This is a genomic window from Streptomyces odontotermitis (genome assembly GCF_050510915.1).
Lineage (GTDB): Bacteria > Actinomycetota > Actinomycetes > Streptomycetales > Streptomycetaceae > Streptomyces.
Genome location: NZ_JBNJLS010000001.1, coordinates 1,347,138 through 1,367,829, shown reverse-complemented (window position 1 = coordinate 1,367,829; position 20,692 = coordinate 1,347,138). Strand labels below are relative to the sequence as shown.

At 73.0% G+C, this 20,692-nt stretch carries 12 protein-coding genes; 9 read left to right on the top strand and 3 right to left on the bottom strand.

All coding sequences use genetic code 11. The annotated features are described in order from the left end of the window. From ACQB60_RS06130 to ACQB60_RS06095, 8 genes are all read left to right on the top strand, one after another. A partial coding sequence (locus ACQB60_RS06130) for a condensation domain-containing protein (RefSeq protein ID WP_496924740.1) occupies positions 1–1,710 on the top strand: 1,710 nt, incomplete at its 5' end. Positions 1,711–1,996: 286 nt separating this feature from the next. Next, positions 1,997–9,175, top strand: coding sequence for an amino acid adenylation domain-containing protein (locus ACQB60_RS06125; protein ID WP_496924739.1), 7,179 nt, complete (start codon positions 1,997–1,999; stop codon positions 9,173–9,175). A gap of 10 nt (positions 9,176–9,185) precedes the next feature. After that, entirely contained in the window at positions 9,186–10,205 is a 1,020-nt protein-coding gene (locus ACQB60_RS06120) for an ATP-binding cassette domain-containing protein (protein WP_496924738.1), read from the top strand. Then, on the top strand, positions 10,202–11,044 hold the full coding sequence (locus ACQB60_RS06115) for an ABC transporter permease (RefSeq protein ID WP_496924737.1): 843 nt from the start codon (positions 10,202–10,204) through the stop codon (positions 11,042–11,044). Before ACQB60_RS06120 ends, ACQB60_RS06115 begins: the two co-directional genes overlap by 4 nt. A 28-nt stretch (positions 11,045–11,072) precedes the next feature. After that, complete coding sequence (locus ACQB60_RS06110) at positions 11,073–11,957, top strand: tryptophan 2,3-dioxygenase family protein (protein WP_496924736.1); 885 nt, start codon at positions 11,073–11,075, stop codon at positions 11,955–11,957. Positions 11,958–11,986: 29 nt separating this feature from the next. Then, positions 11,987–12,508 (top strand): DUF3995 domain-containing protein, encoded by a 522-nt coding sequence (locus tag ACQB60_RS06105; RefSeq protein WP_496924735.1) that lies wholly within the window; start codon positions 11,987–11,989, stop codon positions 12,506–12,508. A gap of 6 nt (positions 12,509–12,514) precedes the next feature. Continuing rightward, entirely contained in the window at positions 12,515–13,072 is a 558-nt protein-coding gene (locus tag ACQB60_RS06100) for a hypothetical protein (protein ID WP_496924734.1), read from the top strand. A 76-nt stretch (positions 13,073–13,148) separates the two neighbouring features. Continuing rightward, positions 13,149–14,384 carry a cytochrome P450 gene (locus ACQB60_RS06095; RefSeq protein WP_496924733.1) on the top strand — a complete coding sequence of 412 codons (1,236 nt, stop codon included), beginning with the start codon at positions 13,149–13,151 and terminating at the stop codon, positions 14,382–14,384. Between the two features lie 7 nt (positions 14,385–14,391). Here ACQB60_RS06095 and ACQB60_RS06090 read toward each other — a convergent pair whose 3' ends face one another. The 3 genes from ACQB60_RS06090 to ACQB60_RS06080 all read right to left on the bottom strand — a co-directional run bounded on the left by ACQB60_RS06090 (position 14,392) and on the right by ACQB60_RS06080 (position 19,420). Then, on the bottom strand, positions 14,392–16,356 hold the full coding sequence (locus tag ACQB60_RS06090; protein WP_496924732.1) for an ABC1 kinase family protein: 1,965 nt from the start codon (positions 16,354–16,356) through the stop codon (positions 14,392–14,394). Between the two features lie 79 nt (positions 16,357–16,435). Continuing rightward, a complete protein-coding gene (locus tag ACQB60_RS06085; RefSeq protein WP_496924731.1) occupies positions 16,436–18,604 on the bottom strand; it encodes an MMPL family transporter in 2,169 nt (722 codons plus the stop codon). A gap of 165 nt (positions 18,605–18,769) precedes the next feature. Then, complete coding sequence (locus tag ACQB60_RS06080; protein ID WP_496924730.1) at positions 18,770–19,420, bottom strand: hypothetical protein; 651 nt, start codon at positions 19,418–19,420, stop codon at positions 18,770–18,772. Between the two features lie 230 nt (positions 19,421–19,650). Between ACQB60_RS06080 and ACQB60_RS06075 the strand changes: the two genes are divergently transcribed. Continuing rightward, positions 19,651–20,664, top strand: coding sequence for a polyprenyl synthetase family protein (locus ACQB60_RS06075; protein WP_496924729.1), 1,014 nt, complete (start codon positions 19,651–19,653; stop codon positions 20,662–20,664). Positions 20,665–20,692: the final 28 nt, after the last annotated feature.

The window sequence follows — 20,692 nt, the reverse complement described above, 5'->3', positions numbered from 1 at the left end:
ACGCCCCGCCAGGTCTTCGACCGCCGCACGGTGGCCGCTCTCGCCGCCGTTGCGACCAGCCTCGACTCGGTCGTCAGCGAGGGCCCCGACCTCGGCATCGGCGAGGTGCAGCTCACCCCGACCATTCACTGGCTGCGCGAACGCGGCGGTCCCATCGGCCGGTTCAACCAGTCGATGCTGCTGCAGGCCCCGGCCGGACTCACCGAGGAGCGGCTCGCCGGCGCCCTCGGCGTGGTCCTCGACCACCACGACGCGCTGCGCGCCCGGCTGACCCGGGACACCGGGCGGTGGCGGCTCGACGTGCCCGAACGCGGCACCGTCGACGCCGCTACGCGGGTGCGCCGGGTCGACGCGGCCGGGCTCGACGCGGCGGCGCTGCGGGCGCTCACCTCCACGGAGAGCGAGGCAGCCTGGGGCCGCATCGACCCGGACGCCGGGGTGATGCTCCAGGCCGTGTGGTTCGACGCCGGGCCCGGCGCCGCGGGGCGGCTGCTGCTCGTCGCCCACCACCTGGTCGTCGACAACGTGTCCTGGCAGGTCCTCGTACCGGACCTGGCGGCCGCCTGCGAGGCCATCGCCGTCGGCCTGGAACCCTCGCTCCAGGAGACCGGCACCTCGTTCCGGCGCTGGGCCGAGCACCTCGTGGAGCTCGCCCACAAGCCCGAGCGGACCGCCGAACTCCCGCTGTGGGAAGAGATGTTGGAGGAGCCGGACGCGCTGCTCGGCGACCGGCCCCTCGACCCCGGCCAGGACGTGTTCGCGACCATGCGGTTCCTGACCACCAGCGAGGGCGCCGAGCAGATGACGCCGCTGCTCACCACGCTGCCCGCCGCCTACCACGCGGGCGCGGGCGACGTCCTGCTGACCGCGCTCGCCCTCGCCGTCACCGACTGGCGGACCGCGCGCGGCGACATCGACCTGGACGACGAGGACGAGGACGAGGACGCCGACGGCACGGCCCTCCTCGTCGACCTGGAGGGGCACGGCCGCGAGGACGTCGTCGAGGGCGTCGACCTGTCCCGCACCGTCGGCTGGTTCACCAGCCTGCACCCGGTGCGGCTCGACCCGGGCGTCCACGACCCGGCCGCGCTCGCCGCGGGCGGACCGGCCGTCGGCGAGGCGCTCAAGCGCGTCAAGGAGCAGCTGCGCGCCCTGCCCGACCACGGGCTCGGCTACGGCCTGCTCCGCCACCTCAACCACGAGACCCGGGACGTCCTGAAGGACCTCCCCGGGCCGCAGATCAGCTTCAACTACCTGGGCCGGTCCGCGAGTTCGGACGGGAGTACGGCCGCGCCGTGGACGCCGGTCGTCGACGCGGACATGGTCGGCGGCGCCGACCTCGGCGGCGGCCGCCCCGACCCGGAGACCCCGCTCACCCACGCCCTCGGCGTCAACGCGATGACCGAGGACCACCCCGACGGGCCGCGCCTGCAGCTCGTCTGGTCCTGGCCGCAGACCCTGCTGCGGGAACAGGACGTGCGCGCGCTCAGCGACTGCTTCTCGCGCGCCGTGCGGGCCCTGGCCGCGCACGCCGAGCACGCCGGCATCGGCGGGCTCACCCCCTCGGACCTCTCGCTGGTCCGGATCAGCCAGGACGAACTCGACGCCTTCAACGCCGAGTCGGCCGTCCCCGTCGACGACTGGGACGACGAGTACGACGAGGACGACGACTCAGGCGACTTCACGGACGAATGGGAGATGGCCAATTGAACCCTCCCTCAGCTGAAGCCGGGGATTCCTGGCTCACGTTGGCTGCGGCCCAGCGGGCCACCAGCTCTTACACGATCAACACCAGCCGGGTTGGAACCAGCCCGGTTTGGTACCGCAAGCAAGGGAGTTGCTGTGCTGGCTTGGTTCTCGCTCAGCACGTCGCTGATAGTACCAGCTGCCTCACGGACGGTGATCCGTCTGGGGGGTGGAACACCGTTCCTGCGCCACTCCGCAGGAGTCCGATTCCTTCCCGGCTCGGCGGCCGGGGCATCCACGGAGGCACCCGGTGAACAAGTCCAGTAAGCCCGGCAATCCCGTCAAGTCCGCGATCGAGGACGTCCTGCCGCTGTCCCCGCTCCAGGAGGGCATGCTGTTCCAGGCCCTCTACGACGAGGACGGACCCGACCTCTACGTCCACCAGCTCCTCCTCGACCTGGAGGGCCCGCTGGACGCCCGCGCGCTGCGCCGGGCCGCCCGCACCCTGCTCCAGCGCCACGCGAACCTGCGCGTCGGCTTCCGCCACGACCGCTCCAGCGAGCCCGTGCAACTGGTGCACAGCCGGGTGCCGGTGCCGTGGGAGCAGATCGACCTGAGCGCCCTCGACGCGGACAAGCAGCAGGCCGAACTGGCCCGGCACGCCGACGAGGACCGGGCCCGCGGCTTCGACCTGACCCGGCCGCCGCTGCTGCGCTTCACCGTCTTCCGGCTCGCCCCCGACCGCTTCCGGCTGATGCTCACCAAGCACCACATCCTGATGGACGGCTGGTCCGTGCCGGTCCTGGTCCGTGAGCTGTTCGAGCTGTACGGCAGCAAGGGCGACCCGGCCGTCCTGCGCCCCGTCACCCCCTACCGCGACTACCTGGCCTGGCTGGCCGGGCAGGACGCGGACGCCGCCCGCGAGTCCTGGCGCTCCGCGCTCGCCGACGTCGACGAGCCGACGCTGGTGGCGCCCGTGCACCGGGGCCGCGAACTGGTGCGACCAGGCTGGCTGCGGCACGAGGTGCCCGCCGAGATCACCCAGGGCCTGCTCGCCTTCGCGCGCGGCCGCTCCCTCACCGTCAACACCGTGGTGCAGGGCGTGTGGGGGCTGCTCCTGTCCAGCCTGACCGGGCGCGACGACGTCGTGTTCGGCGCCATCGTCTCCGGCCGGCCGCCGGAGATCCCGGGCGTCGACACGATGGTGGGCCTCTTCATCAACACCCTGCCGGTGCGCGTCCGGTTCCGGCCCGACGAGTCCCTCCTGGACGCCCTCACCCGGCTCCAGTCCGAGCAGTCCGAGCTCCTCGCCCACCAGCACGTGCGCCTCACCGACGTGCAGCAGCTCTCCGGCCACCAGGAGCTCTTCGACACCACCCTCGTCTACCAGAACTACCCCGTCGATCCGACCACCGAGGAACTCGTCGTCGACGGCGTCCGGTTCAGCGGGGTCGACGGCCGCGACGGCGCCCACTACCCGCTCAACCTCGCCGCCGGACTCATGGGCGACGACCTGCACCTGCGCCTGTGCTACGCGCCCGACCTCTTCGACGAGCAGGCGGCGGGGGCCGTGCTCGACCGGCTCGTACGGCTGCTCACCGCTGTCGTCGCCGACCCCGGGCAGCCGGTGGGGCGCCTCGACGTGCTCTCCCCGGCCGAGCGCCGCCGCCTCCTGGCCGACTGGAACGACTCCGCCCGCGACCTCGCCCCCGCCACCCTGCCCGAGCTGTTCCGGGCCCGCGTCACCGAGGCCCCGGACGCGCCCGCGCTGCTCTTCCAGGACACCTGCGTCTCGTACGCCGAACTCGACGCCTGCGCCAGCCAGTTGGCCCGGCACCTCGTCGAACTCGGCGTCGGCCCCGAGCAGTTCGTCGCCGTGTCGGTGCCCCGCTCCGTGGACCTCGTCGTCGCGCTGTGGGGCGTCCTGAAGGCGGGCGCCGGATATCTGCCGCTGGACCCCGACTACCCCGTCGACCGGCTCTCGTTCATGGTGGACGACGCCCGTCCGGCCCTGCTGATCGCCACCGAGACCACCGCCGGGCTCCTCGGCGAGGCCGCCACCGACGTGCCCCGCCTCGTCCTGGACGCGCCCGCGACGACGGCCGCCCTGTCCGCGTACGACACCGCGGACCTCACCGACGACGAGCGCACCGCGCCGCTCACCGTCGACCACCCGATGTACATCATCTACACCTCCGGCTCGACGGGCCGCCCCAAGGGCGTCGTGGTCCCGCACCGCGGCCTCGCGAGCCTCGTCGCCACCCAGGCCGACGCGGTGCAGGCCGGGCCCGGCAGCCGGGTCCTGCAGTTCGCCTCCGTCAGCTTCGACGCGGGCTTCTGGGACATCTCCATGGGGCTGCTCTCCGGCGCCGCCCTCGTCCTCGGCCCCGCCGAGGAGCTGATGCCCGGCGACCCCCTGGCCACGCTCGTGGCCCGCCACCGCGTCACCCACGCCACGCTGCCCCCGGTCGCGCTCGCCTCGCTGCCCGCCGGGCCCGACGTGCTCGCCGGGGCGACGCTGGTCTCCACCGGCGACGCCTGCACCCCCGAACTCGTCGCCCGCTGGGCCCCCGGCCGCCGCCTCCTCAACGGCTACGGACCCACCGAGACCACCGTCGGCGCCACCATGAGCGCCGCCCTCGGCATCGGCGGCACCCCGCCCATCGGCCGGCCCTTCGTCAACTCCCGCGTGTACGTGCTCGACCGCTGGCTGCGCCCGGTGCCGCCCGGCGCCGTCGGCGAGATGTACATCGCCGGGCCCGGCCTCGCCCGCGGCTACCTCAAGCGCCCCGGGCTCACCGCCGAACGCTTCGTCGCCAGCCCCTTCGGTCCGCCCGGCACCCGCCTCTACCGCTCCGGCGACCTCGGCCGGTGGCGGGCCGACGGACAGCTGGAGTTCGCGGGCCGCGCCGACAACCAGGTCAAGGTGCGGGGCTTCCGCATCGAGCTCGGCGAGATCGAGTCGGTGCTCGCCTCGCACGAGAGCGTCGGGCACGCCGCGGTGATCGTGCGCGAGGACGAGCCCGGCGACAAGCGGGTCGTCGCCTACGCTGTCGAGGCCGAAGGGGCGCAGGCCGACCCGGAGGCGCTGCGCGCCCACATCGCCGCCGTGCTGCCCGAGTTCATGGTGCCGTCCGCGACCGTCGTCCTCGACGAGTTCCCGCTCACCCCCAACGGCAAGGTCGACCGCAAGGCGCTGCCCGCGCCCGAGCTCGCCGGATCCGGGGCGGGCCGCGCGCCCGGCACCCCCGAGGAGGAGGCGCTGTGCGCGCTCTTCGCGGAGATCCTCGGCATCGACGCGATCGGCGTCGACGACAGCTTCTTCGCGCTCGGCGGCCACTCGCTGCTCGCCACCCGCCTGGTCTCCCGGGTCCGCTCCGACCTCGGTGTGGAGCTCGCCATCCGCACCCTCTTCGAGGCACCCACGCCCGCCGAGCTCGCCGAGCGGGTCGCCGCCGCCGGGGGCGCCCGCCCGCCGCTGCGCGCCACCGAACGCCCCGAAGCGGTGCCGCTGTCGTTCGCCCAGCACCGGCTGTGGTTCCTGGGCCGCATGGAGGGGCCCAGCGCCACGTACAACATTCCCCTGGCCGTCCGGCTGCACGGCCCCGTCGACCAGCAGGCCCTGGACGCCGCGCTCGCCGACGTCCTGGAGCGCCACGAGACCCTGCGCACCGTCTTCCCCGCCGTGGGCGGAGAGCCGCGCCAGCAGGTCCTGCCCGCCGAGCGGGCGCTCCTGCCCCGCTTCACCTTCACCACCACCCAGGAGGACGCCCTCCCCGGCCTGCTGAGCGCCGAGGCCGCCCGCGGCTTCGACCTCGCCACCGAAGTCCCGCTGCGCGCCCACCTGTTCACCACCGCCGCCGAGGAACACGTACTGCTCCTCGTGCTGCACCACATCGCCACCGACGGCTGGTCGATGGCGCCGCTCGCCCGCGACTTCGCCACCGCCTACGCCGCCCGGCGCACCGGCACCGCCCCCGCCCTGCCCGCCCTGCCCGTGCAGTACGCGGACTACGCGCTGTGGCAGCGCAAGGTTCTCGGTGACGAGGCCGACCCGCGCAGCGTCGCCGCCCGGCAACTCGCCTACTGGAAGGACGCGTTGGCGGGCCTGCCCGACCAGCTGGCGCTGCCCCTGGACCGGCCCCGGCCCACCGTCCTCGGCAACCGCGGCGACGGCGTCCGCTTCACCCTCGACGCCCAGCTGCACGGCCGCCTCGCCCGGCTCGCCCACGACGGCCGCGCCAGCATGTTCATGGTGCTCCAGGCCGGGCTCGCCGCCGCGCTCGGCGCCGTCGGCGCGGGCACCGACATCCCCATCGGCACACCCATCGCCGGGCGCACCGACGACGCCCTCGACGACCTCGTCGGGTTCTTCGTCAACACCCTGGTGCTGCGCACCGACACCTCGGGCACGCCCACCTTCCGCGAGCTCGTGGACCGGGTACGGGAGGCCGACCTGGCCGCCTACGCCCACCAGGACCTGCCCTTCGAGCGGCTCGTGGAGGTCCTCAACCCGGCCCGCTCGCTGGCCCGGCACCCGCTGTTCCAGGTGCTCCTCTCGGTCCACAACAACGCCGAGGCCGCCTTCGCGCTCGACGGGGTCACCACCAGCCCGTACGCGGCGGAGACCGGCGTCGCCAAGTTCGACCTCGCGGCCCACCTCGGGGAGACCTTCGACGCCGCCGGGTCCCCGGCCGGGATCGACGGCGTGCTCCAGTACAACACCGAACTCTTCGACCGCTCCACCGCCGAACTCCTCGTCCAGCGCCTCAACACGCTGCTCACGGCGGCCACTTCGCGGCCGGACGCGCCCGTCGCCACCCTCGACGTGCTCGCCCCCGAGGAGCGCGCCGCACTGCTCGCCGCGGGCGACGGCGGCACCCGCGTCCCGGACACCGACCACGACGCCGCCCTGGTGCCCGCCCTCATCGAGGCACAGGCCGCCAGGACCCCGTCCGCGACCGCCCTCGTCACCGCCGAAGAGACCCTGTCCTACGCGGAGTTGAACGCCCGCGCCAACCGGCTCGCCCGGGTCCTCGTGGCGCACGGCGCCGCTCCCGAGCGGGTCGTGGCGATCGCCCTGCCCCGCACCGCCGACCTGGTCGTGGCGCTGCTCGCGGTCCTCAAGTCCGGCGCCGCCTATCTGCCCCTCGACCCGGACCACCCCGCCGACCGCACCCGCTTCGTGCTCGCCGACGCCGCGCCCGTGCTGCTGCTCAGCGAGGGCACCGTCGCCACCGGGCTGCCCGCCACCCAGGTGCCGCTGCTGCTCCTCGACGCCCGGGACACCGTGCGGGACCTGGAGACGCGCGGCGCGGGCGACCTCACCGACGCCGACCGGTCCGCCCCGCTCGCCCCGGCCCACCCCGCGTACGTCATCTACACGTCCGGCTCGACCGGCCGCCCCAAGGGCGTCGTCGTCGAACACCGCGCGGTGGCCGACTACTTGAGCTGGACGGCCCACGCCTACCCGAGCGCCGCCGGCACCGCCCTGCTGCACTCCCCGGTCACCTTCGACCTGACCGTCACCGCCCTCTACACGCCCCTCGTCACCGGCGGCCGGGTGCACCTGGCCGCGCTCGACGAGGAGCCGGACGGCGCGGGCACCACGGACGGCTTGGACACCACCTTCCTCAAGGCGACCCCGAGCCATCTGCCGCTGCTCGCCGCGCTGCCCGGCACGGTCTCGCCCTCGGGCGAACTCCTCGTCGGCGGCGAGGCGCTGACCGCCGACGCGCTCGCCGGATTCCGCGCACGCCACCCCGGCACGGCCGTCGTGAACGTGTACGGGCCGACCGAGGCGACCGTCAACTGCACCCAGTACCGCGTCGAACCCGGCGTCCGGCTCCCCGACGGCCCCGTCCCGATCGGCCGCCCCTTCGCCAACACCCGCGCCTACGTCCTGGACGCCGGGCTGCGCCCCGTCCCCGCCGGGGTGCGCGGCGAGCTCTACATCGCGGGCGCCTCCCTGGCCCGCGGCTACCTGGGCCGCGCCGCGCTCACCGCCGAGCGCTTCGTCGCCGACCCGTTCGGCCCCGCCGGGGCACGGATGTACCGCACCGGGGACCTCGCGCACTGGAACGCCGAGGGGCAGCTCGTGTACGCGGGCCGGGCCGACGGACAGGTCAAGCTGCGCGGCTTCCGCATCGAGACCGGCGAGATCGAGTCCGTGCTCGCCCGGCACCCGGGCGTCACCCGGGCCGCCGTCGTGCTGCGCGAGGACACCCCCGGGGACCAGCGGCTCGTCGCGTACGTCACCGGCGACGCCGTGCCCGCGGCCGAGGAACTGCGCGCGCTCCTCGCCGGATCGGTGCCCGACTACATGGTGCCCGCCGCGTTCGTCACCCTGGCCGCGCTGCCCCTCACCCACAACGGCAAGCTCGACCAACGAGCTCTGCCCGCACCGGAGTTCAGCGCCACGGGAGAGTTCAGGGCGCCCCGCACCGTCCGCGAGGAACTGCTGTGCCGCCTCTTCGGCGAGGTGCTCGGCGTCGACCGGGTCGGCGTCGACGACAACTTCTTCGACCTGGGCGGCCACTCGCTGCTGATCATGCGGCTCGCCGGGCGCATCCGGGAGACCCTCGGCACCACCCTCACCATCCGCACCATGTTCGAGGCGCCCACGGTCGCCCGGCTCGCGCCCCGGCTCGGCACCGACTCGGCCGGCTCCATCGACACGGCCCTGGAGGTGCTCCTTCCGCTGCGCGCCGAGGGCAGCCTGCCGCCGCTGTTCTGCGTCCACCCCGGGCTCGGCGTCGGCTGGGTGTACTCCGGCCTCGTCCCGGCCCTGGAGCGCGAGCGGCCCGTGTACGCGCTCCAGGCGCGCGGGCTCACCGGAACCGGCCAACTCCCGCACACCGCCGAGGAGATGGCCGACGACTACATCGAGCAGATCCGCTCGGTGCAGCCGCACGGCCCGTACCACCTGCTCGGCTGGTCCTTCGGCGGCCTCGTCGCGCACCTGATGGCCACCCGGCTCCAGGAGGCGGGCGAGGAGGTGGCGCTGCTCGCGCTGCTCGACGCCTACCCGGAGGGGCGCAAGCACGTCGAGCACCACGGCGACGACTTCCTGCGCGGACTCGCGGGTCTCGCGGGCGACGAGGTGCCGGACGGCGCCGCCCTCGACCACGCGGCCGTGGCCGGGGTGCTCAGCGAGGGCGAGCACGCCCTGGCCGGCCTGGAGGCCCGGCACGTCGCGGCCATCGAGCGGGTCGCCGCCAACAACCAGGCCGTCGGCGACGTGCTGCGCCCCGGCGTCCACCGCGGCGACGTCCTGTACTTCTTCGCCACCGAGGGCCGCGGCCAGGACGCGCCGCGCGTCGACTCCTGGCGGCGCCACGTGGCGGGGCGCCTGGAGATCCACGAGATCGCCTGCGCCCACGACGAGATGACCGGTCCCGGGCCGATCGCCGAGATCGGCCGTGCCCTGAGGAACCGCGTGCGGAAGAACGCAGAACAGGCCCTCGCGGACCGAGTCCGCGGTGAGTGAGGAGACAGCAGTGGAGCTGGCAATCCAGGCGGAGGGACTCCGCAAGCGCTACGGGGACCACGAGGCCCTGCGCGGCGTCGACCTCGCCGTCCCGGCCGGCACCGTGCTCGGTGTCCTCGGCCCCAACGGCGCGGGCAAGACCACGACCGTACGGATCCTCGCGACCCTCCTGGAACCCGACGCGGGCTCGGCCCGGGTCGCCGGGTACGACGTGGTCCGCGAGCGCAAGGAGGTGCAGCGCGCCATCGGGCTCACCGGCCAGTACGCGGCCGTCGACGAGCAGCTCACCGGCGCCGAGAACCTCCGCATGGTCGGCATGCTGCAGCGCCTCAGCAGGCCCGCCGCCCGGCGCCGGGCCGACGAACTCCTGGAGCGCTTCCGGCTCACCGACGCCGCGGGCCGCACCGCGGGCACCTACTCGGGCGGCATGCGCCGCCGCCTCGACCTCGCCGTCAGCCTGGTCGCCCGGCCGTCCGTGCTCTTCCTCGACGAGCCCACCACCGGGCTCGACCCGGCCAGCCGCCTCGACCTGTGGGCGATGATCCGCGAACAGGTCGCCGCCGGGGTCACCGTCCTGCTCACCACCCAATACCTCGAAGAGGCCGACCAGTTGGCCGACCGCAACGTGGTCATCGACTCCGGCCGCGTCATCGCCGAGGGCACCTCGGACGAGCTGAAGCGCAAGGTCGGCGGGGAGCGCCTCGAAGTGGGCCTCGCCGACCCGGAGCAGCGCGCCGCCGCGGCCGCCGCGCTCAGCCGCGCCGTGGGCGCCGTACCGGTCGCCGACGAGGACGGGCGGGTCCTGCGCGTCCAGCTCGCCACCGGGCTCGACGACATCGCGGAGGCGGCCGCCGCACTGCGCGCGAGCGGCATCGCGGTCAGCGACTTCGCGGTCCGCCGCCCGTCCCTCGACGACGTGTTCCTCAGCCTCACCGGGCGTTCGGACGCCACGGCGGAAACCCCGGTGGAAGCCCCGTTGGAAGCCGGCGCGGACGCCCGTACGCGCACGACGGAAAGGAGCGCGGCATGAGCGTGCTCACCGGCCCCGCAACCGGCCCGGACCAGCTGCGCGGCGACGGCTTCGGCGCCGCCCTCACCGACGGCGTGATCTGCGTCGAACGGCATCTGCGCCACCTGCGCCGCGCACCCGGGCGCCTCGTCAACGCCGTCGTGCTCCCCATGGTGTTCGCGCTGCTCTTCGGCGTCCTGTTCGGCAGCGTCATCGAGGTGCCGAACGGCGGCTACGAAGAGTTCATCATGGCGGGCATCTTCGTCCAGGGCGTCCTGAGCGCCGTGCCCGGCACCGCGGTCGGCGCCGTCGAGGACCTGCGCAACGGGCTCGTCGACCGGTTCCGCTCGCTGCCCATGTCGGGCGCGGCCGTGCTGATCGGGCGCACCGTCGGCGACACCGTGCTGCGCGCCATCGGCTGCGTCGCCATGGCCGCGGTCGGCCTCGGCATCGGCTGGCGCACCCACGAGAACGCCCTGAAGGTCCTCGCGGGCTTCGGGATCCTGCTGCTCTTCGGCTTCACGGTGGCCTGGCTCGGGGCGCTCATCGGGCTCTCGCTCGGCGACCCGACGACCGCCTCGTCGGTGCCGTCGCTGCTCCTGATGCCCGTGATGTTCCTGTCCAACGCCTTCATCCCGCTGACCGGCCTGCCGCACTGGCTGACCGTCGCCGCCGAGTGGAATCCGCTCAGCTCCGTCGTCGGCGCCTGCCGCGAGCTGTGGGGCAACCCCACCGCGGCCGCGGGGCACTCCTTCCCGAACGACCACCCCGTCGCGCTCAGCCTGGTCTGGATGGCGCTGATCCTCGCGACCGTCGCACCGCTCGCCATCCGCAAGTACCGCACCGCCGCCGCCCGTTGAGCGGCGCACACCGAGGGGACAGCCGCGCATGACCGACACCATCGCCGAACCCATCACCCCCAACCCCCCGTCGGGCCCGGCCGACGCGCAGGAGAACGCCGACGAACCCCTGTCGTACGGCTCCTACCTGGAGGTCGCCGACCTGCTGCGGCTCCAGCGGCCGCGCACCGAGGCCCATGACGAGAAGCTGTTCATCATCACCCACCAGGCCATCGAGCTGTGGTTCTCCTGCGCCCTCGACGAGCTGGAGCTGATCCGCACCGCCATCGACCGGGAGATGTTCGGGCGGGCCCGCTGGTCGCTGCGCCGGCTCACCCGGGTGACCGGCCTGTGGCTCGGGCACCTGGACGTCCTCACCACCATGACCCCGGCCGGGTTCAACGAGTTCCGGGGCGCCCTGGGGGAGTCCAGCGGATTCCAGTCGGTGCAGTTCCGCGAGCTGGAGATGGCCTCGGGGCTCCGGGACCGCCGCTATCTGAACCTGCCGGGCGCCACGGACGAGGAGCGGGAGCGGCTGCGGCGCCGCTTCCAGGAGCCCAACGTGGCCGACGCCTTCACCCGCGTCCTGGAGCGGCGCGGCCTCACCCCCGAGAAGCTCTTCGCGCCCGGCCAGCCCGACGAGGAGCTGCGCGACACCGCCGAGGACCTCCTCGAGTACGACGCGCTCTTCCACCAGTGGCGCTACCAGCACTGGATGCTGGTGGTGCGGGCCCTCGGCACCCGGCCGGGCAGCGGCGGCAGCGCGGGTGCGGCGTTCCTGCGCTCCACGCTCGACAAGTGGTTCTACCCTGACCTGCACGAGGCCCGCAGCCAGGTGCACGCGCCGCCCGCCGAGGAGACGAGCGAGGTCGAGGGCGACGGCAATGTCGTATACGGCTGCCCGATGGGGTACGGGTCGGACTTGTCGACCTGATGAAGCTCGCTGACCCCGATGGGACCGCCATGGATCACGCACGCTCCGTCCTGACCACTGTGACCGAGCGGCTCGACGCCGCGCGGGAGAACTATCCCGCCGCGGCGGCCTGGCCGTGGCGCACGGGCGTCCTCGCCTGCGCGTGGATGGTCGTGTTCGCGGCGTTCCACTGCTACTGGGCCCTCGGCGGCACCTTCGGGCTGCCGCCGGGGGAGTCCCTGGTCGACAACACCCCGCTGTTCGTCATCGACTTGATCGCCATCCCGATGAACCTCGGCGGCGCCGCCCTCGCGCTCGCCCTGGTGCAGCCCTGGGGCCTGGTCTTCCCGCGCCGCCTCGTGCTCGCCGGGGCCTGGGGCTGCGCGGCCCTGATGGTCTTCCACGCGGCGCCCGCCATGGTCGACCTGGCCGTCTACCTCACCGGGCAGCGGGACGAGCCGCTCACGGGCGAGGACCGGTTCAGCGTGCTGCTCTACGAGCCGTACTGGATGCTCGGCGGGCTCCTGTTCACCGTGCTCGCCCTCGACTTCCAGCGCCGCACCAGGAGGTGAACGTCCGTGACCGACTCGGCACTTGACCGGCTGCTGCCGCACTGGGACCACCGGGAGCGGCACGCGACGGCGGTCCGGGCGCCCCGCGAGCGGGTGCTGCGGGCCGTCGAGGAGACCCGCTGGCGGGAGGTCCCCTTCTGTCACGCGCTGCTCCTGATCGGCTCCCTCGGCACCAAGCGCACCAAGTCCGAGGAGCCGTTCCTCGGCGCCATGACGGGCGGAGGCTTCACCGAACTGCACCGTGACGAAAGGGAGTTGGTGATCGGCGCGGTGGTGGCCACCGAGGACCCCAAGGGTCCGGCCACCCTGCCCGCGCCGCCCGGCGAGTCCTTCCGCGCCTTCGACCGGCCCGGCCACTACAAGGTGGCCTTCAACTTCCGTTGCGAGAAAGGCGAGTTGACCACCGAGACCCGTGTGGTCAGCACCGACGAGCGGGCCCGCCGCGCGTTCGCCCGCTACTGGCTGCTCATCCGGCTGCCCAGTGGGCTCATCCGCCGGGACTGGCTGCACGGCATCCGGCGGCGCGCCGAACTCCCCGTACGCACGAGCCCTTCAAGCCCTTGAACCGACAGCTCGCACCGGCCCGCTGAACCGACAGTTCGCACCGGCCCCTGAACCGACTGTGAGAGCGGACATGACCATGACCAGCGAGACATACGCCCCCGGCGATCTCGACGCCGTCGACCTCACCGACCCCAAGACCTTCGTCACCGAGACGCCGGACGAACTCCACGACCTGTGGCGGCGGTTCCGCGACGAGCGGCCCGTCCACCACCACCCGGCCCGCGGCGGCCTGCCGTCCTTCTGGGCGCTCACCCGCTACGCCGACGTGATGGCCGTCTACAAGGACAACACCCGCTTCACCTCCGAGCGCGGCAACGTCCTGTCCACGCTCCTGCAGGGCGGCGACTCGGCGGCCGGGAAGATGCTCGCGGTCAGCGACGGGGCCCGGCACCGGGCGATCCGCACCCTCATGCTGAAGTCGTTCTCCCCGCGCGCCCTGCGCCATGTCGTCGAGCAGGTCGACGTACGCACAAGGGACTTGATCTCGCACGTCCTGGACCGCGGGGACGGCTTCGACTACGCGGAGGCCGTCGCCGAGCACATCCCCATGGGCACCATCTGCGACCTGATGGCGGTGCCCCCGCAGGACCGCCAGGCGCTCCTCGACTGGAACAAACAGGTCCTCAGCGCGGACAGCGGCGACGCCACCGCCCAGGACGCCTGGCTGGCCCGCAACGAGATCCTCCTGTACTTCTCGGACCTGGCGCGCGCCCGCCGCAAGAACCCGGGCGACGACGTGATCAGCGCCCTCGCGACGGGAGAGGTCGAAGGCCGGCCCCTCACCGAGGAAGAGATCGTCTTCAACTGCTACAGCCTCATCATCGGCGGCGACGAGTCCAGCCGCATGGCGTCGATCGGCGCGATCCTCGCGTTCATCGAACACCCGGACCAGTGGCGGGCGTTCAAGGCGGGCGAGGTGAGCGTGGCGAGCGCCACGGAGGAGGTGCTGCGCCGGACGACCCCGGCGATGCACTTCGGGCGGCGCGCCCTGGTGGACGTGGAGGTGGGCGGCCGGGTGATCCCGGCGGGCGACATCGTCACGCTGTGGAACACCTCCGCCAACTTCGACGAGACCGCCTTCCCCGACCCGCGCCGTTACGACCTGGCCCGCACCCCCAACAAGCACGTGACGTTCGGCCACGGACCGCACTTCTGCCTCGGCGCGTTCCTCGGCCGCGAGGAGCTGAAGGCGCTCCTCGCGGCCGTGCGGGACATGGTGGGCGGGATCGAGCCGCGCGGCACGGCGCAGCGCGTGTACTCCAACTTCCTGTACGGGTTCAGCAGCGCACCCGTCGCATTCAGCGCAGCCTGACGACAGGTCATCTGCGGGCGGGGCGCTGCGACTTGAAGATCCCGAACACCACCCGGATCACCAGGACGCAGCTCACCACCATCAGGTTGTAGCCGATCAGCTGGAAGAGGCTGAGCGAGTCGCCGAGCGTCGGCCCCTTGTCGGTCCCGAGGAGCAGCACACCGATCAGCCCCGTCACCCCGCCCAGGAACGTGAGCAGCACGTCGTGCACGAGGGACCGGACGAAGCGCCGGTCCCGCTCGTCGGCGAGCAGCCGCACCCGCACCCCGAGCCGCCCGTGCTCCAGGGAGTTGGTGATCCGCTCCACGCGCCGGGGCAGCCGACGCAGCAGCGGCGCCAGCGCGAGGGCCTCCTCGGAGAACACCTCGCCGAGCGACTTCGGGCTGAGCTTGCGCTCCAGCTGCCCGGTGGCGAAGGCGCGCGCCTCGGCGACGATGTCGAAGCCCGGCACCAGCTGCTCCATCGCGCCCTCCAGGGTCGCGAGCGCCCGGAACGTCGCCGCGATCTCCGGCGGCACGGTCAGCCCGTGCCGGGCCACCAGCAGGAACAGGTCGGCGAACATCTCCCGGTCGGGCCGGACCCCGGGCGTGAGGTGGCGGGCCATGAACCTGCCGAGGGCCCGCTCCAGGCGCATCTCGTCGATCTCCTCGCCGCGGTCGACGAGTTCGAGCAGCGCGTCGGAGAGCGCCACCGGGTCGCTGCGGTGGATGGCGAGCAGCAGATTGCGCAGCGCGGCCCGCAGCACCCGGTCGATGCGGCCCACCGAGCCGAAGTCGATCAGGCCGAGGTCGCCGTCGTCGAGCAGCATGATGTTGCCGGGGTGCGGGTCGGCGTGGAACACCCCGCCGATCATGATCTGTTCGAGGACGCACTCCAGGAGCCGGCGGGCCAGTTCGGTGCGGTCCAGGCCGCGCTCCTCCATGAGACCGCCCGCCGCGTTGAGCGGGGTGCCGCTCAGCCACTCCAGGACGAGGACGCGCTTGCCGCACAGGTCCTCGTGCACGAGGGGCATACGGACGGTGGAGACCATGTCGGGGCGGTCGGCGGCGGCCCTGATGGTGGCCATGTTGCGGGCCTCGATGCGGAAGTCCAGCTCCTCGTTGAGAGAGGTGGCGAAGCCCTCGGCGAGCTCCAGGGCGCCCATGTCCCGCCCCCACGCGGTGTGTTCCTCGAACTTCTGGCCCATCCGGAACAGGATGTCCAGGTCCCGGTCGACCACGGGCCGCGCCCCGGGCCGCTGCACTTTCACCACGACCTCCTCGCCGGAGCTGAGCCGGGCCCGGTGCACCTGCGCGATGGAGCCCGCGGCGAGCGGCTCGTGGTCGAACTCGGCGAAGAACACGGCGGGTTCCTTGCCGAGCTCCTCGGTGAGGACCTTCTCCACCTCCTCCCAGGGCTCGGCGGCCACCTGGTGCTGGAGCTTGGTCAGCTCGGTGACGAACTCGGGCGGCAGCAGGTCGTAGCGGGTGGACAGGACCTGCCCGAGCTTCACGAAGGTGGCGCCCGCCTCCTCCAGGGCGAGCCGCAGATCGGCCGCGACCCGGCCGCGCTCCCCGGCCGCGTCGGGCCCGCGAAGACCCCGGCCGCGCACCGCGCCGCCCAGGCCGTGGCGGACCGCGATCCGGGAGAGCTGGGCGTAGCGGCGGGTGCGGGCGAGGCGGCGGCGCACCGCCTGCGGCCAGCGCACCACGCCGGAGATGGACCCGGAGGGCAGCACGGCCTCCGAGAGGGCGAGGAAGCCCACCGCGACGAGCACGGTCAGGCCGATCTGCACCGAGATGAGCGCCCCGCGCCGGGCCTCACCCATGGCGGCGCCGATCAGCCCGCTCGACCCCATGGCGACGAGCCCGGTCAGGGTGGCCCGCACCTTGCCGATGCGGAGCCCGAGCAGGCGCCGGGCCCCGACGGAGAGCAGCGAGACGGTGAGGACGAGGGTGACGGCGGCGATGAACAGAAAGAGGGTCAGCTCCATACGCGGGTGCGCCGCCCGGGCTCCACCGCGTCGGCGGCGGGGCCCGGGCGGCGCCCTCCTCTCGTACAAGTCACGGGAATTACACGAGCGTTCGGTCGTCGTCGGAGCGGCCCGCCGGTACGGACGGCTCGGTTCCGGAGGCGGCCGCGGGCGGCGCCACGGGCCGGTGCCCCGGCCACCAGGCCCGGTGCCCGAGCAGCGTGGTCACGGTCGGCACCAGCAGCATCGCCATGACGAAGGCGGACAGCAGGATCCCGAAGGCCACCGCGAAGCCCATCTGCTGGAGCATGGAGTTCTTGGCGAGCATCAGGACGCCGAAGGTGCCGGCGAGGATGACCGCGGCGGCGCCGATGGTCGGCACGGAGCGGGAGACGGCGCGCAGCGTCGCCTCGCGCGGCGAGCGGCCCTGTTCGATCTCCTCCCGGAGGCGGGCCACCATCAGGATGTTGTAGTCGGTGCCGATGGCGACCACGAAGAGATAGACGATCACCGGCAGCGTGAACAGCAGGCCGTTCTTGCCCTGGCCCTCCTGGAAGATCCAGACCGTCGCGCCGAGCGTGGCGCCGAAGCCGAGCGCCACCGAGATCATCAGGTACAGCGGGGCGATCACGCTGCGGAGCAGCAGCCCCAGGATGATCAGGATGGCGAGTCCGGCCGTCGGGAAGACCACCTTGTAGTCGTGGTTCACGGCCGTCTCGATGTCGGCGAGCACCGCCGTGGTCCCGCCGGCCAGCGCCTTCGTGCCGTCCGGCGCCGCTTGGTGCGCGGCGTCCCGCAGCGGCCCCGAGACGAGGTCGATGGCCTTGTCCTCGGCGGGCCGGTACTTCAGCACCACGTCGTACTGGGCGATGGAGCCCTCGGTGCCCTTGACGGCGGGGGAGACCTGGCTGACCCCGTCCACCTTCTGCAACGCGGCCCGGAAGTCGGCAAGTTGACCCTTGCTGAGGGTGCCGCCGCCGGTCTTCTCCAGGTAGACCGAGGTCGGGTCGGTCTGGCCCGCGGAGAAGCCCTGCTGCATGTCCTTCATGGCCCGCACCGACTCCAGGTTCTGCGGCAGCGAGCTGTCGGTGTCGAACTCCGCGCGGAAGCTGAGCACCCCGAGCGCGAGCACCGCGAGGACGCCCGCGGTGAGGGCGGCGACCGGCCCGGGACGCCGCGCCGCGAGCGAGCCGACGCGCCCCGCGACGGTGGCCTTGGGCTCCTTGCGCCACGCCTTGGACGGCCAGAACGCCTTGGTGCCGAGCAGCGAGAACACGGCGGGCACCAGGGTGAGCCCGGCGAGCAGCGCCACCGCGACGGAGATCGCGAGCGACGGGCCCATCGCACGGAGCATGCCCATGGTGGACAGGAGCAGCGCGAGGAACGCGACGATGACGGCGCCCGCCGCGGACGCGATGGTCTCGCCGACGAGCGCGACCGCGCTGATCATGGCCTGCTTGGGGTCCTGCCCGCCGCGCAGCTGCTCGCGGTAGCGGAAGAGCAGGAAGAGGATGTAGTCGGTGCCGACGCCGAAGAGGACCACGATGAGGATCGCGGAGATCGAGTTGTCGGCCTTGAGCCCGCCCAGCTCGGCGGCGGTGGAGATGAGTCCGGTGGCCACCATGAAGGCGACCCCGATGATCAGCACCGGGAGCACGGCGATCAGCGGGCTGCGGAAGAGGATGAGCAGCAGCACGACGATGAGCGCGAGCGTCGCCGACATGATCATGGCGTCGGTGTCGCCGGACGCCTCCTTGGAGTCGAGCGCGCTGGCCGCCTGCCCGGTGAAGCCGACCTTCAGGCCGGTGTCGTCGAGCAGCGGCTTCGCAGCCTGGCGCAGCTTCTTGATGGACTCCGAAAGCCCCTCGTCGTACGGGTCCTTGACGGTCGCGACGACGTTGGCGAGGGCGATCCTCCCGTTGGGCGAGACCGCCTCCGGGCTGGTCCGCACCCCCTTGATCTTCTCGAAGCCGCGGTTCTGGAGCCCCGCGGCGATCTTCCCGACCGCGGCCTTGTCGGCTCCGGTCAGCTTCTGCCCGTCCGCCCGCTGGAACACCGCGACGGCCGCCGGCTGCTCATGCTGGGGGAACGCGCGTTCCTGCGTCTTCTCCGCCTGGACCGACTCGTAGTGCGACGGGAGGAAGTCGGCCTGGTCGCTGGTGGATTTCAGCTGGGGCGCGAGCGCCACAAGAGCCACCGCGGCGATGATCCAGACCGAGATGGTCACCCAGGGCCGGTGGACGGCTAAACGTCCAATCCGTCCGAACATGAGACTCCTTCGCGAGAAATGGCGTACCGGGATTTCTTGGGGAGCCTAGGCAGCGGCACTTGATTCCACCCGGGCCCTTGCCGGTTCCTGACAATGCGGGTGGAGGGGTCTGGCCAATGCCTCAAGCCGCGTGGCAGCTTGCTGCCAACCCTGTATACGTGCGGGTCAGGAGCAGCCCCGCCGCCAGTTCCAGCCGACGAAGGTGTTCTTGAGCTCCACGTCGAACGTGCAGGTCCCGGTCCCGTCGCTCTTCAGCTCGATGGACGAGTGGTGCGCGTTCTCGTACCGGTTGCCGGAGGTGTCGAAGATGCCCTTGTACGTGAAGCGGGCACGGGCCTCGGTGCGGGACGCCGTGCAGTCGGTGAGGCAGTCGGTGCCCTTGGCCGAGTCCGCGAGCGACCAGCCGGCGTTCCACGGCTCCCGGTTCCACTGCTGGGTGACGTCGGTGTTCGCCCGCGCTATCCGCCCGCCGTCGGTGGTCCAGGAAGAGTCCGTGTAGAGCCCGGTCATGCGGATGTTGCAGCAGTCGTACATCTCGTTCCAGCTCTTCAGGCGGTGCTCGGCGCCGGCCGCGAGCGTCGTCACGCGCACCTCTCCCAGGCGCGGCCTGCAGTCCGCCCCGATCGTCACCTCCTGCCGCACCGCCGTGCCGGGGGCGGGCGCGGGCAGCGAGCCGGTGAGCCGCAGTTCACCGCAGGCGCGCGGGCCCTCGGCAGCGGCGCCGACGGCCGTGGAGGGGTTGGCTGTGGACGGGGCGGCGGAGAGGGCGAGCAGCGCGGCGGAACCCGCCGCGGCGAAGGCTATTCGGATACGCATTTGCGTGCCTTTCTCAGAGGGCTCGGAGACCGGGGAACGGAGATCGCAGGGAGCGTATCCACGGCATTTCCCTATTCGGCGGCCACCGGAAAGCACGTCAGGAAGCTGACACCCGTAACACCTTCATGTCAGGCCCGTTGTAGGGGATTTGGGCGCGACCGAGAGTTGATTTCCGTAACCGGAATACGTGAAATCACCGAAGTACACGGGCACGGCAGAGGGGCTCCCCCATGGACGTACGACAGACAGCCGGGCTCCTCGGCCGACTCGCCCTGGAGGACCCCGAGTTCGAGCACAGACTCAGCGAGGCCCTGGAGCGCGCCGAGAAGTGGCTCCAGTCCACGGCGCACGGCTCCCTGGACCCCCGCGTCGCCGCCCTCACCGGCCACCTCGCGGACGCGGGCGGCAAGCGGCTGCGCCCCCTCCTGGTCCTGCTGGGCGCCGAGTTCGGCGAGCCGTGGCGGGACGGTGTCACGCAGGCCGCCGTCATCGCCGAGCTGGTGCACATCGCCTCGCTCTACCACGACGACGTGATGGACGAGGCCGAGACCCGGCACGGCGTTCCCAGCGCGCACGCCCGCTGGGGCGAGCGGGCCGCCGTGCTCGGCGGCGACTGGCTCCTCGCCCGCGCCGCGCAGCTCGCCGCCGACCTCGGCCCCGGCGCCGTCCACCTCAACGCGCAGGCCGCGGGCCGCCTCGTCGCCGGGCAGCTGCGCGAGCTGAGCGGGCCCGGACCCGACATGGACCCGGTCACCCACTACTTCCAGGTGACCGAGGGCAAGACCGCCGCCCTCCTGTCGATGTCCCTCGGCATCGGCGCCCTCCAGGCGGGCACGGCCGCACCCGAGGTGGCCGCCCTCACCGAGTACGGCGAGCAGCTCGGCATCGCCTTCCAGATAGCCGACGACCTGCTCGACCTGAGTTCCCCGGCCGAACTCACCGGCAAGCAGCGCGGCAAGGACCTCCTGGCCGGCGTCCCCAGCCTGCCCGTCGTCCTGGCCCGCGAGGGCGCCGACCCCGCCGACGCCGAACTGCGCGACCTGCTCGCGGACGGTCCCCTCGCACCCGCCGACGCCGACCGCGCCCTCGCCCTGTTCGCCCGCTCGTCCGCCCTCACCGAGACCGAGGCGGTGCTGCGGCGCCGCCTCGACCGGGCGCGCGAGGCGCTCCGCGCGCTGCCGCCCCTCCCGGCCCGCCGCGCGCTGCACGCGCTCTGTGACTACGTCGCGCTCCGCACCAGCTGACGGAGCTCCGCACCAGCCGACGGACAGG

Excerpts from the sequence above, each read along its gene's own strand:
- ACQB60_RS06105 (WP_496924735.1), top strand. The coding sequence starts at position 11,987 with ATGGATCACGCACGCTCCGTCCTGACCACTGTGACCGAGCGGCTCGAC.
- ACQB60_RS06090 (WP_496924732.1), bottom strand. The coding sequence starts at position 16,356 with ATGGAGCTGACCCTCTTTCTGTTCATCGCCGCCGTCACCCTCGTCCTC.
- ACQB60_RS06110 (WP_496924736.1), top strand. The coding sequence starts at position 11,073 with ATGACCGACACCATCGCCGAACCCATCACCCCCAACCCCCCGTCGGGC.
- ACQB60_RS06115 (WP_496924737.1), top strand. The coding sequence starts at position 10,202 with ATGAGCGTGCTCACCGGCCCCGCAACCGGCCCGGACCAGCTGCGCGGC.
- ACQB60_RS06095 (WP_496924733.1), top strand. The coding sequence starts at position 13,149 with ATGACCAGCGAGACATACGCCCCCGGCGATCTCGACGCCGTCGACCTC.
- ACQB60_RS06085 (WP_496924731.1), bottom strand. The coding sequence starts at position 18,604 with ATGTTCGGACGGATTGGACGTTTAGCCGTCCACCGGCCCTGGGTGACC.
- ACQB60_RS06075 (WP_496924729.1), top strand. The coding sequence starts at position 19,651 with ATGGACGTACGACAGACAGCCGGGCTCCTCGGCCGACTCGCCCTGGAG.
- ACQB60_RS06080 (WP_496924730.1), bottom strand. The coding sequence starts at position 19,420 with ATGCGTATCCGAATAGCCTTCGCCGCGGCGGGTTCCGCCGCGCTGCTC.